Genomic DNA, 11,840 nt, shown 5'->3' with positions numbered 1-11,840 from the left:
TTGACTATGATCGCTTCGACCGTATGTATGAGCGGTTTCTAGACGTTATAGAGCGGTTACTCCGTGTGATAGAGCGGATCAGCATGAACTATGAGCGCTTACACGAAATTATGAGCGGCAACTGCATGCTCATTGCTGCCCCACCTTAAAAAACTGCAAAAAACCGGCACCTTCTATTCGAAGAGCCGGTTTTTCCATATAGTTATCCACTTTTCTAAAAGGGTCTTGCCCTTTCAATAATCTTCTTCCACAATAGCATACATATAATGATCTTCCCAGACACCATTAATAAACAATAATTGGCGCAACAATCCCTCACGCTGAAATTGCGCTTTTTCCAATACTTTGACCGAACCAACATTACGAGGGGATACATAGGCTTCCACTCTGTGCAGATTTACTTTTTCAAACGCAAATTGATTAATGAGTGAGACCGCTTCTGTGCCAATTCCTCTTCCTGTTTGCCGCTGATCAATGGAATACCCCACAAAACCACTGGAAAACGGTAACCGTTTAATGCTATACAATGAAATCTGACCGATGATCAAACTTGTTTCCGAATCAAATATACCAAAATTATACTCCCGTCGGTCACGCATTTGATAAAGGGATTCTCGAATTTTATCCCGCTGCATTGCTACTGTGTAATAGGTATTATCGTGCCTTGGTTCAAATTCCGTCCAGTACTCCTTATTGGCAATAAGCAGCTGGGTGAACTGATACGCATCATCTTCTGTGAGTATCCGTAGGTAGCACTGCTCCCCTTCGAGTAAAATCATTTTTCCTCATCCTTTTCGAAGCATTCTGTTCTAACCTTCTACTTTATCCAATCGATACGAATGAAATGGAGATTCAGTGCTAGTTACCTGAATTCATTAGTTCTTATTATAGTTTTTTTACATGTACAAGACAATAGAACGCCACAATTTCTCATTTGTAAAGGAATATTCATACTTTTCCGCTCCATCGATCCGTAATCTCTGTATACTGTTGTTCAGGAGGACTTTATCATGCTAAGAATAATTTTGATGGTACTTTCGCTACTCATCATGATTGGAACTCATATCGCCGCCAATTTAATCCCGCTTAACGGGCTGACTACTTGGGAAATTGCTAATCGAGTACCGGTTCTATTCATGCCTGCAGAGTACGTTTTTTCGATTTGGATAGTGCTAGATCTGTTACTAGTCAGTTGGTTATACTTATTCTTCAAAACATCAGCTAGACTCTCTTCATTTGTTGCTAATTTACGTGCAATTACTTTCTCAATTAGCTGTTTTTTTAATATCGCATGGCTTTTATTGTGGCATTATAGTTATTATTACTGGGCTATTGTTAGCGTGATCGCCCTATTAATTTGTTTACTAGTTCTGTATTTCAGTTATCCAAAAGTAGAGGAAACGAATCGGGAACGACTTCCGATATCAGCTTACATGGCATGGATCTTCATCGCAGTCATCGCAAATTCTAACTATGCTTTCAAATTTCACGATTGGACAGGATGGGGTTTGAGTGATCCACTATGGACAGTCCTCTTCTTAACTTTAACAGCAGCGATCGCTTTACATTTTATGTATCATTACCATGACTCTATGTTTAATTTAATTATCATTTGGTCTTTCATTGGTATCGCAATAAAAAATGGAACCGATGAACTATTTGTTTCAACAGCCGCTTTATTTCTTTCCGCAGTAATCGGTTTTATACTATTTATGGGTCAGCGTTTTTCAAAACCCAAACAATTATAACACGGTGCCAATTGGGCAACCGTGTTTTTTTCACGATTATACCGTAAACTAGGGTATAGGTTAGAGTATGGACTATCATGCTAGAGAGTGGAGGTTACGCTATGTCAAATTCAAAATTATTGTCTTCACTTAGTTATTTCAGTGTATTTTTCGCCCCCCTTCTATTGCCGATCATCATTTATTTCGTTGCGGATGAATTCGAAGTTCGTCGTCATGCAAAAAAGGCATTCGTTTCACATATCGTTCCTATGGCATTACTGATTGCTGGTTTTATCGTCATGTCCTTTTCAATTTTTTCCTTTAATGTCGATACCATTACAAATACAAACAGCAATATGATGTTCTGGGGATTCGTTCCTATGCTATTCATCATTCTATATAGTTTGTTGTTTGTAAGCGTCTTAATTTGGAATGTGTATCAAGGTGTAAAAGTCTTGAAGTAAGGAATGGTAGAACAAGCGAATCATTAAAAAAACATCAATAAAGTATGATATAGTAGAATTGAATAAATTGTACGGAAGAAAGGACTTGTAAACATGATTGTAAAAAATGATGAACAATTAGAGGGGTTACGGGCAATTGGTAAAATTGTGGCGGAAATTCGTGAAACGTTGAAAGATGCTACAGTACCTGGCATCACGACGAAAGAACTTGATGATATGGCAGGTCGCCTGTTCGCTGAAAAAGGTGCGGTTTCTGCTCCTATCGATCAGTATGATTTCCCTGGCTATACATGCATCAGTGTAAACCATCAGGTAGCGCATGGCATTCCAGGAAGCTACGAGATCCAAGACGGTGATCTTGTGAATATAGATGTTTCTGGATCAGCTGGCGGCTACTTTGCAGACACTGGTATTTCATTCGTGGCCGGTACACCTGACGAGCAAAAGCAGAAGTTATGCGATGTAGCAAAGTCAGCATTGGACCGCGCGTTATTGAAAGTAAAAGCAGGTTCTAGTTTAAATCAAATCGGTAAAGCTGTGGAGCGTGAAGCGAAAGATAATGGCTTGCGTGTGATCAAAAACTTAACCGGTCACGGAATTGGTACGTCTCTTCACGAAGAGCCTCAGCATGTTCTAAATTATTACGATCCTTGGGATAAAACGTTATTAAAGGATGGTATGGTTCTTGCCGTGGAGCCGTTCATTTCGCATACTGCTGAGCATGTGATTGAGTTGGATGACGGTTGGACATTTGTCACGCCTGACAAGTCGCTCGTTGCGCAGATCGAGCATACGATTGTCGTGACGAAGGGGCAGCCTATTATTTTGACTCAGCTTGATTGATGATGTGAATGAGTGTGTGCGGACGTTTCCGTGCATGCTCATTTTTTATGCTACGAGAGTGTTGGAGAACTGACATACTAGTTAAAAGAAAAAACTGAAGACTCCCCCCATCATACGAGGGTAGTCTTCAGTCTTTGCGTATCATCGTTTGGGTGATACGTTTTTTGTTATTTCTTTTTCTTAACTTTTGGTTTTGATTTCTTTGGTGCCGCTTTTTTCAAGTCGTCAACTGTTTTGGAGTTTCCTTCAATCAGTTGTCCATTGTACCAAATTTTTTGGACGGTTTTAATGCCCTTGGAAACTTTACGGTAGTCGCGTTCTTCTGGGTAGGACAGAAGTGTGAGGACTTCTCCGTCTGCTCCGGCGCGGCCAGTTCTTCCTGATCTATGCACGTATTGTTCGGCTGTATGCGGGACGTCCACATGGATGACGTGTGTCAGTCCTTCGATGTCCAATCCTCGTGCCGCTAAGTCTGTAGCGATGAGGATGCGAATAGTGCCTTTCCTGAAGTCTTCCAATGTTTTCTGTCGGTCGAGTTTTTTCATGTCAGAATAAAGGACTGCGATCGGTGCATCATTGTAAAGTAGTTTCAACTCTTTCATGCGCAATTGATCCACATTATTCATGAATGTTAATGCTCGTACGCCTGATAATGCGGAAATCCCTCGAAGTATATCCGTCTTTTTGCGTTCATCTACTTTTACGTAAGAATGGACCACTTGGCCGCTGTTTGGAATTTCATCTGAATTGACTTGCAGTCGGATTGGATCCTTCATCAGTTGCTTAGCAACGAGTTCGATTTCATCCGTAATTGTGGCGGATACAACCGCTAACTGACGTCCAGGGTTTGCTGCTTCAATCAAGCTTTTCACCAATACGCGGTATTCGCGAGAGAGAAGTTGGTCCGCTTCGTCAATGACCAAGTATTGAATATCATACATTTTCAGCTTTTTTTCTCTTACTAGTTCATTTAATCTTCCTGGTGTACCGACTACGATTGTCGGTTTTTTCTTCAGTTTTTCGACCTGACGTTGCATGTTTGCACCGCCAATCAGCTGAGTTACCGTTACAGGAGTTCCTTCAACCAACTCACGTATCACATTGACGATCTGCATAGATAGCTCTTGTGATGGTGTAATGATTAACGCCTGTGTTTTCGGTAGATCTCCGTCGACCATTTGAATCACAGGTAACGTGTAGGCTAGTGTTTTACCTGTCCCTGTTGGTGATTCAGCTACTATGTCTTTACCAGACAACATCTCGGGTATCATTTGAGACTGAATCGGCATAGGCTGTTTAAATTTCCATTTTGTGCGCAAAGATTCATTCAGCTCGTCTAAAAAATTCATTCGGTTCACTCTTTTCTGTAGTTGAGGACTTCAACCGGTTATTTTTTTTGAAGCTTCTTTTTCAACTTCTGAATTTTAGGCACTACTTTCACAAACATGTTATAAATGAACGGCTTGTACACTTTATCGATTTCCCCGATAAATTCTGTCACTCCGTCTACTTGACAAAAACTGTTTTTAAAATTATATAATCCATCTTGCTCACTGTCGAGTACGAATACTCCACCAAGATCATACTGTTCCGCACCGATTTCCAGTCCCCACTTCATCATTTCATAGTTCATGAGATAACTAGGATTTAGATTACGCTTCGTGTTGGAACTGCCTGCGTATAAGTAATACAATTTTCCGTTATAGTTAATAGTTACAGCACCGGCTAAGTAGTCATCTTCATGCTTTGCTATATAGATGCGTAAATCATCAAATGCTTCTCGCATTTTGACGAAATAATCATATGAACGAATAGAAATTTGATTCCGAACAGACATTTCTTCATGGATTTCAAAGAACTTCTTTAAATACTCATCACTGCGTGAATAAGATATTTCTACACCTTTACGTGCTGAGCTTCGAATTTTACTTCGTGTTCTGCTACGGAACTTAAGCATTAAGGAATCTTCATCTTCATCCGTCAATTTAACAATCATATTGTAGCGAGGCTGGATTAAATCTTCTTTACCCGCGCCTTCGTTGCGTACTATGTAACCTGCATCACGATATAACTTGTCCAATTCATCTGTATACAGCTGTTCAGGATCCATTTTTAATGCAAAGGCTTTATGTTTTTTCACAAGCACTTCTGCCTCTTGAATCAATTCTTCAACCAGTTTCTGATCATGTAAATCGCAGATAGGTCCACGTGGTGCATATAATAATGAAAAACCACCTGGTACCTTTCGTATCAATAAGGACATAGCGGCTACAATTTCTCCGTCCCGTTCTACATATACTTGCTCGTTACCCCAGTCATCTTTTACATGTGCCCAGTTAGGATCTTGTGTAATCGAACGAAATGGAGAATTCCTCATAAACGTTTCATATCTTTTAACATCTTCCGCATTGCTTTTATCTAAAATCGGCACTGCTCGAACACTCCTTACGTTACTATAGCTCCATACAACTTCCGTTTTAATCTTTTAAAAATCTTTAAGAACCGTACAGCCACAGCTCTATTAAGTGTAGCCTACTGCATTTTTCAAGTCAAGAATCGAAGAGTATGCGCCTGCCATTTAACAACGAAGCTTGAAAAATAAGTAATAAATTACTATTAAATGAGACAAGCTATTCCGTTATTAATCAGAATAGCCTATACTATAAAAAAGGGAGAAAGGTTTCATATATAAATTGCAAAAGGGGGATTACATATTGAAAGGTTCAGTACGTAACAAGTTGATAGCGCTTGCAGCATTAGTTATTTTAATACCACTACTAGCTGTAGGTATCGTCAATTACTTTGTAGCGAAGCAAGAGCTTGAGAAAGTCGGGGAAATGGGATTACAGAACGGGACGTATGCTGTCCTAGACTTAATCGATGAGCTCAATGTTCAAGTAGAGAACGGTACAATTAGTTTAGAAGACGCCCAAGAACGGGCTAAAGATAAAATTATGGGACCTATGGCCACAGATGGTACTAGAGCTTTAGACAATCCAGCCAAATACGGGGAGAACTTCTACTTTTATGTAGTGGATGAGGAAGGCACTCTGCTTGTACATCCGCAGAAAGAAGGAGAAAGTCTCTATGAAACCAAAACAAAAGATGGTCGTTACTTTATTCGCGAAGTAATTTCAGAAGCTAAAAACGGAGGCGGTTTTGTACAATATGACTGGCCGCTGCCAAGTAACCTGAATGTAGAAGCACCAAAAATCACCTACGGCTTAGAAGATCCTAATTGGGGATGGATCGTAGTAGCCGGAACCTATCTAGTTGACTTTAATGCTGGAGCCAAAAATGTACTATGGTACACCCTAATTTCAGTCATTATTTCTATCATTGTAGGCGTTACACTATTCTCCATTTTCTCAGGACGTCTGACATCATACATTAAGAATATTCGCCTCATTACAGCAGAAATTGCGCAAGGTAAACTGTCAGGTGAAGATATTCCGATCCGTTCACGTGATGAGCTCGGCCACTTAGCTGAAAATGTGAATAAGATGAAAAATAATCTGAATGAGATGGTCGGTCATACAAGACTTTCTTCAGACCGCATGAGAATATCTTCCGAAACACTTAGCGCAATTACAGAAGAAGCAACAGCATCGGCTGACGAAATCCACAGCGCTATTGCTGAAGTTTCTTCAGGTGCAGTATTGCAATCCGAAGAAGCAGACGTTGCAATCACAAAAGTGGGGCAATTATCTACCCTGATTTCTAATGCATCTGCACAATATGAAAACGTCGTGACGGAGATGCGCAGCATGAATGATCTACAAAGTTCAGGTATGCAAAAAGCCGAGACATTGGAGGAGAATTCTAATAACTTCAACATCGTAATCAACGACTTGCAAGGTAATTTCTCACAACTCGTATCCAGAATGAATGAAATCCAAGCCATCGTTCAAACGATTTCATCGATCTCAGAACAAACAAACTTACTCGCATTAAACGCCAGTATTGAAGCCGCTCGCGCAGGTGAACACGGAAAAGGATTTGCTGTAGTAGCAAATGAAGTACGTCAATTATCTGAAGACACGAACGAGGCAACTACGAGAGTTCGCGACCTACTAGTGCATATCCGAAAAGATACGACGTCTGCTGAAAATCAAATGAAACACACATTAGATTTGACGAGTGATCAAGAAGGCACGATTATAGATACAAAAAATGCTTTTGAACAATTATCCGATTCCATCCTCAACATCACCTCACTGTTGAAGACTATGGAAGATGATATGAACAGCATGGACGAAAATCGACAACATGTTGTTCAGGCAATTGATCAAATTGCAGCAGTCGCAACCGAATCAGCAGCAGCTACCGAACAGGTCAATGCATCCATCGATGAACAAAAAGCTGCCATCAGCACGATTATGCACGCTTCTCTCGACCTTCATACAGAAGCCGAGACTATGCACGACCTCGTAGACCGATTCAGCTAAATATGTAAGTAAAGATAAAAGATCCCTGCGCATGTGATGTGCAGGGATCTTTTCTTATTTAACAGCATTTTTATACTTCTTGTAGTAGTTAATTTGACGCATCAGTAAATACAATTTACGCTTCATATGCTTATCTTTATTGTAAAATAAAGGATTACCATACTTTCCTGCTTTGATCAGAGATCGGATCTCTTTTTCCATAGGCGGATTATCAACAAACTTTTTCAATACCACTTTCGGTACGACAGTGAATAGGAAGTGGTCATCTAAATATGTTAACGGCTTTTCCTTCCCGTATACTAAGTCATCGACCAAATACTTCGCCATATTCTCACCGCACTGCGTAATGTAATAACTTGAACGTCCTTGACGAATATTCACTTCAAACGCTTTGAATTTGCCATCGCGCTTATCGTATTTCAAGTCGAAGTTTCCGTAACCGACATAACCGATCGCTTCTAGGAACTTCGCAAGCTTCGTCATGATTTCTTCATTATAACGCGTAATCAATGCCGTATAATTTCCGATTGCTGTCATAGCACGTTCTTGTAGTACCACTTGTGCCAATGTAATTAACTGCGCTTTACCATGCTGATCAGCATAATATACGGCATCCCACATATACGTATCGTCGCCAGGAATGAAGTCCTGAATGATCAGATCTTCCGTATACCCACTGGCTTTTACCATTTGGATAATGCGGTTGATTTCTTCATATGTATCGACTTTATAGATTTTCTGCAATCCTTCAAACGGATGGCGATAGTATTGAACGCCGTCGCTTGGCTTGATGATGACCGGGAACAGTACTTCTTCTGTAAATGGTTCATCGGATAAACATGAATGAAAGTACGTAGAAGGTGTATCTATTCCATGTTCAGCACATAATTCATAGAAATTTTTCTTAATATACACAGCATTCATAATTTCCTCATCAATATAATTGAACAAAAAATCTTCTTGCAAAGCTTCTCGCTGCTCAATAATCAGACGGACATATAAATCGTCTGTTCCGACAAGCACTAATTTTTGATCAGCAGTACGATATTTTTTAGCGATTTCACGTAAAAACTGGACGAATATTTTAGGATCATGCAAACCCGTATTTAATTCCTGGATATCTGTAATTCTACTATAACTTGTGAATGGCAACGGTTCTCTACCTACAATTACAGGTTTAATGCCATATTCTTCGTGAAATGAAATCGCCATATTATAGGCGTTAATATTAGTTCCGACAATAATCGGGATAAAAGATTGCTTACTCATATATTCCTCCAACAGACGTTTTTCCATTTAGTGTAGTTGCATCGAATTCGTAAGTCAAGAATGGATGGTTTTCCACTAACCATACGTTTTATAAACTTCATCATGAGTAGTGTATAATTCCCAAGGATAAACCCGTGGTGCTTCTGAAGTAAATTGCATCTTTTCCTTTGTTGTCGGATGTTCGAACTCCAACTTGTGCGCCCATAATGCAATCTGTTCGCCACGCTTATTCATTGAACTTCCATATTTCTGATCACCATAGAGAGGGAGCCCTTCTGTTGCCATTTGTACACGAATCTGGTGTGATCGTCCTGTATGTAGACGTACACTTACTAAGCTTTGATCAATTTTACTATCGAGTAGTTGATAATCCAAACTGGCCACTTTCCCCTCCGGATGGTTCGGCTTCACACTATACACTTGATTTTTTTGACGATTCTTGTATAAATAATGCTGGAGAGTAGATTGTTTTTTCCGAGGCACACCACGGAGAACCGCTAAATATCTCCGTTCAATGATGCCCCGACGAAGCTGATCGGATAGACGAGATGCCGCTTTGGAAGTTTTTGCAAATACCATCACACCGCCAACAGGACGATCGAGACGATGTACTAAACCAAGATATACCTTCCCTGGCTTTTGATAACGTCTCTTAATATCTTGCTTTAGAATAGTCAATACGTCCAAGTCTCCACTTTCATCTTCTTGCACCGGCACATTGACCGGTTTTTCAACGACTAAGAGATGGTTATCTTCATATAGTATAGGAATCTTCATTTTATGGATTCCTCTTTTTTAATAAGATCCATTAATGCCTGACAACCTTCAAGCACCAAGTCGTATGTTTCTTGAAAATCACCAGTAAAGTACGGATCTGGAACATCTTTTTGATGACTTGTCAAATCCAAAAAACGGAGCACACGCTGATGATCATGATCTCCAAAGATGTTATGAATATTTCGGATGTTTTCTGCGTCCATTCCGATAATATAATTAAATTCCTCTGCATCTTTCACATTCAATTGACGTCCGGCCATCCCTTCTGCCGAAACTTGAAATTCTGCCAGTTTGGACAGCGTTCCTTCATGGGGCGCTTTCCCGACATGCCAATCGCTTGTTCCTGCCGAGTCTACTTCAATGCGATTCTCTAATCGTTCATCATGAATCATCTTACGAAAAACCCCTTCAGCCATTGGTGAGCGACAAATATTCCCGAGACAAACGAATAATACACGTATCATACCACTCTCTCCTTTTACTAGTGCATTTCTACTCTAGTATACATCATTCGATAATTTCCTTCATTCTATGTAAAGTGATCGCAATATTTCTATATGCGACGAAATATATCGTCCACAAGAGAATTAAGTCGTAGTTAATATTTTTTATTATTCTGTGATATAATAGGACTTAAATATCAATATCGAGGGAATGATATAGGAATAAGGAGGTTGAACTATGCAAATTGTGTTTGAAGCTACTTGGGAAGCTACTTTATCAGATCAACAAAAACAGGCTTTTATTCATCAATATGAAACTAAAAGATCTGTTCAGGAAGAATTTACAGCTACACCCATACTGTTAAAACATAAACGCGATGGAGGATTAGTCGCTACTGTATTTTTGCAAAATAATCGTGATGAAGTATTATCTATTCGTGAAGCTACAGTATGTGTAGTGAATGAACGAGGAGATACAGCAGCTGAGGAGACTTTTTCATTGTCTCTCGATATTCCACCTTTTACTGCAACACCTTGGTCTTTCGTCTTTTTACCTACTTATGTAAATTCCATTGAAGAACCTACTGACGGATGGAAAGTCATCATAAAGTAATACATGAAAAAACAGCTGCTCCATCACATTATGGAACAGCTGTTTTTTATGCCAATTCAACATTATGATGAACTTGTTGTACGTCTTCTAAATCATCGAGTGCATCGATCATTTTTTCAAACTGCTCCTGCGCTTCTTCATCCAATGAAATCTCATTCTGAGCAATCATGGACAACTCGGCTACGGTAAAGTCCGTAACACCTGCTTGACGGAATGCTTCCTGCACTTCATGGAAATGGGATGGGTCTGCGTATACTACCACTTGCCCATTTTCTTCTTCGATATCATTTACATCAACATCTGCTTCCATTAATAACTCTAATACTTCATCTTCCGTTTTGCCTTCAACACCGATAATAGCAGCTGGATCAAACATGTAAGCTACAGAACCACTAACTCCCATGTTTCCTCCATTTTTACCAAATGCCGCACGTACTTCGGAAGCTGTCCGATTGACGTTATTTGTTAATGCATCCACGATGACCATAGAGCCGTTCGGTCCGAATCCTTCGTAACGAAGTTCGTCGAAGTTTTCCTCGCCGCCACCTTTTGCTTTTTCAATCGCACGGTCAATGATTGCTTTCGGTATGCTGTATGTTTTTGCACGCTCGAGTACGAATTTCAGTGCTTGGTTGGATTCAGGACTGGGATCTCCTGATTTTGCTGCTACATATATTTCACGACCAAACTTTGCATAGATTCTACTTGTGTTCGCATCTTTAGACGCTTTTTTTTCTTTAATGTTATTCCATTTACGGCCCATTGGCTGCACACTCTTTCCTTTAGTTATAATGGTTTACTACTATTTAGTATACCAATTGCTTTTTGACATGAAAAGTAAAAAGAATAACGATGTGAGATAAATAGAAATGGATGGCACCATGACTTATGTTCCAAGCGCTTGGAACATTGCGCTAGTGATTGGTAATTATTTAGGTCGTGGTTTTAACAGGGCTAATAAACTGACAGATTGGGTGCAATATCCGACTAAGAGACGCGTTTGGTGGAACGATTATGCGGCTGCGGGTCTTTGTTACTTTTTGTTGGGGACGTGGCTCGACTGGCTGTTGGGCACTGAAGTTAGTGAGTGTTTGCTTTCCGGACCCGCGTAGGCACGTGGGGGATTGCCTCCAGCCAGGAGCCAGCTGGCGGTGGGGCTGCCAGTTGTCTCATGGCCACGGCCTACCCCGCAGTTGTGCCTGCGCTACTAAGTGGAAATTATTTAGGTTGTAGTTTTTACAGGAAGAAGATCAGCA

General features: G+C 40.1%; 12 protein-coding genes. 5 read left to right on the top strand and 7 right to left on the bottom strand.

All coding sequences use genetic code 11. The features are described 5' to 3' along the window. Nucleotides 1-233 precede the first annotated feature (233 nt). Entirely contained in the window at nt 234-779 is a 546-nt protein-coding gene (locus tag CSV74_RS16290; protein ID WP_029055094.1) for a GNAT family N-acetyltransferase, read from the bottom strand. A 231-nt stretch (nt 780-1,010) separates the two neighbouring features. On the opposite strand from CSV74_RS16290, the gene CSV74_RS16285 reads away from it, so the two are divergent. The 3 genes from CSV74_RS16285 to map all read left to right on the top strand — a co-directional run bounded on the left by CSV74_RS16285 (nt 1,011) and on the right by map (nt 3,034). Continuing rightward, on the top strand, nt 1,011-1,748 hold the full coding sequence (locus CSV74_RS16285) for a hypothetical protein (protein WP_099692440.1): 738 nt from the start codon (nt 1,011-1,013) through the stop codon (nt 1,746-1,748). 101 nt (nt 1,749-1,849) lie between these two features. Then, nucleotides 1,850-2,191 (top strand): magnetosome magnetite crystal formation protein family, encoded by a 342-nt coding sequence (locus tag CSV74_RS16280; protein ID WP_029055096.1) that lies wholly within the window; start codon nt 1,850-1,852, stop codon nt 2,189-2,191. A 93-nt stretch (nt 2,192-2,284) separates the two neighbouring features. Then, complete coding sequence (map, locus tag CSV74_RS16275) at nt 2,285-3,034, top strand: type I methionyl aminopeptidase (protein WP_029055097.1); 750 nt, start codon at nt 2,285-2,287, stop codon at nt 3,032-3,034. A gap of 167 nt (nt 3,035-3,201) precedes the next feature. Here map and CSV74_RS16270 read toward each other — a convergent pair whose 3' ends face one another. Together CSV74_RS16270 and CSV74_RS16265 are read right to left on the bottom strand one after the other, a co-directional pair. Then, a complete protein-coding gene (locus CSV74_RS16270; RefSeq protein ID WP_099692439.1) occupies nt 3,202-4,383 on the bottom strand; it encodes a DEAD/DEAH box helicase in 1,182 nt (393 codons plus the stop codon). Between the two features lie 38 nt (nt 4,384-4,421). Next, nucleotides 4,422-5,465: a lipid II:glycine glycyltransferase FemX gene (locus CSV74_RS16265; RefSeq protein WP_029055099.1), complete on the bottom strand. Its 1,044-nt coding sequence runs from the start codon at nt 5,463-5,465 to the stop codon at nt 4,422-4,424. Nucleotides 5,466-5,748: 283 nt separating this feature from the next. On the opposite strand from CSV74_RS16265, the gene CSV74_RS16260 reads away from it, so the two are divergent. Further along, nucleotides 5,749-7,482, top strand: a complete 1,734-nt coding sequence (locus tag CSV74_RS16260; protein ID WP_099692438.1) for a methyl-accepting chemotaxis protein — start codon at nt 5,749-5,751, stop codon at nt 7,480-7,482. Nucleotides 7,483-7,536: 54 nt separating this feature from the next. Here the strand turns inward: CSV74_RS16260 and CSV74_RS16255 are convergent, their stop codons facing one another. The 3 genes from CSV74_RS16255 to CSV74_RS16245 all read right to left on the bottom strand — a co-directional run bounded on the left by CSV74_RS16255 (nt 7,537) and on the right by CSV74_RS16245 (nt 9,992). Next, nucleotides 7,537-8,751 carry a carboxylate--amine ligase gene (locus CSV74_RS16255; protein ID WP_099692437.1) on the bottom strand — a complete coding sequence of 405 codons (1,215 nt, stop codon included), beginning with the start codon at nt 8,749-8,751 and terminating at the stop codon, nt 7,537-7,539. Nucleotides 8,752-8,826: 75 nt separating this feature from the next. Beyond that, on the bottom strand, nt 8,827-9,528 hold the full coding sequence (locus CSV74_RS16250; protein WP_099692436.1) for an RluA family pseudouridine synthase: 702 nt from the start codon (nt 9,526-9,528) through the stop codon (nt 8,827-8,829). Then, a complete protein-coding gene (locus tag CSV74_RS16245) occupies nt 9,525-9,992 on the bottom strand; it encodes a low molecular weight protein-tyrosine-phosphatase (RefSeq protein WP_099692435.1) in 468 nt (155 codons plus the stop codon). Before CSV74_RS16245 ends, CSV74_RS16250 begins: the two co-directional genes overlap by 4 nt. Before the next feature lie 217 nt (nt 9,993-10,209). Between CSV74_RS16245 and CSV74_RS16240 the strand changes: the two genes are divergently transcribed. Further along, nucleotides 10,210-10,584: an SLAP domain-containing protein gene (locus CSV74_RS16240; RefSeq protein WP_099692434.1), complete on the top strand. Its 375-nt coding sequence runs from the start codon at nt 10,210-10,212 to the stop codon at nt 10,582-10,584. Between the two features lie 46 nt (nt 10,585-10,630). On the opposite strand, the gene CSV74_RS16235 is transcribed toward CSV74_RS16240, so the two are convergent. Further along, entirely contained in the window at nt 10,631-11,347 is a 717-nt protein-coding gene (locus tag CSV74_RS16235; RefSeq protein WP_029055105.1) for a YebC/PmpR family DNA-binding transcriptional regulator, read from the bottom strand. Nucleotides 11,348-11,840: the final 493 nt, after the last annotated feature.

This window comes from Sporosarcina sp. P19, from assembly GCF_002743165.1.
In the GTDB taxonomy this organism is placed as follows: Bacteria; Bacillota; Bacilli; order Bacillales_A; family Planococcaceae; genus Sporosarcina; species Sporosarcina ureae.
This window is presented reverse-complemented; position numbering and strand designations above follow the sequence as displayed.

Bases quoted from the DNA above. Each gene is read 5' to 3' on its own strand.
- CSV74_RS16290 (WP_029055094.1), bottom strand. From the start codon at position 779: ATGATTTTACTCGAAGGGGAGCAGTGCTACCTACGGATACTCACAGAA.
- CSV74_RS16285 (WP_099692440.1), top strand. From the start codon at position 1,011: ATGCTAAGAATAATTTTGATGGTACTTTCGCTACTCATCATGATTGGA.
- CSV74_RS16280 (WP_029055096.1), top strand. From the start codon at position 1,850: ATGTCAAATTCAAAATTATTGTCTTCACTTAGTTATTTCAGTGTATTT.
- map (WP_029055097.1), top strand. From the start codon at position 2,285: ATGATTGTAAAAAATGATGAACAATTAGAGGGGTTACGGGCAATTGGT.
- CSV74_RS16270 (WP_099692439.1), bottom strand. From the start codon at position 4,383: ATGAATTTTTTAGACGAGCTGAATGAATCTTTGCGCACAAAATGGAAA.
- CSV74_RS16255 (WP_099692437.1), bottom strand. From the start codon at position 8,751: ATGAGTAAGCAATCTTTTATCCCGATTATTGTCGGAACTAATATTAAC.
- CSV74_RS16250 (WP_099692436.1), bottom strand. From the start codon at position 9,528: ATGAAGATTCCTATACTATATGAAGATAACCATCTCTTAGTCGTTGAA.
- CSV74_RS16245 (WP_099692435.1), bottom strand. From the start codon at position 9,992: ATGATACGTGTATTATTCGTTTGTCTCGGGAATATTTGTCGCTCACCA.
- CSV74_RS16240 (WP_099692434.1), top strand. From the start codon at position 10,210: ATGCAAATTGTGTTTGAAGCTACTTGGGAAGCTACTTTATCAGATCAA.
- CSV74_RS16235 (WP_029055105.1), bottom strand. From the start codon at position 11,347: ATGGGCCGTAAATGGAATAACATTAAAGAAAAAAAAGCGTCTAAAGAT.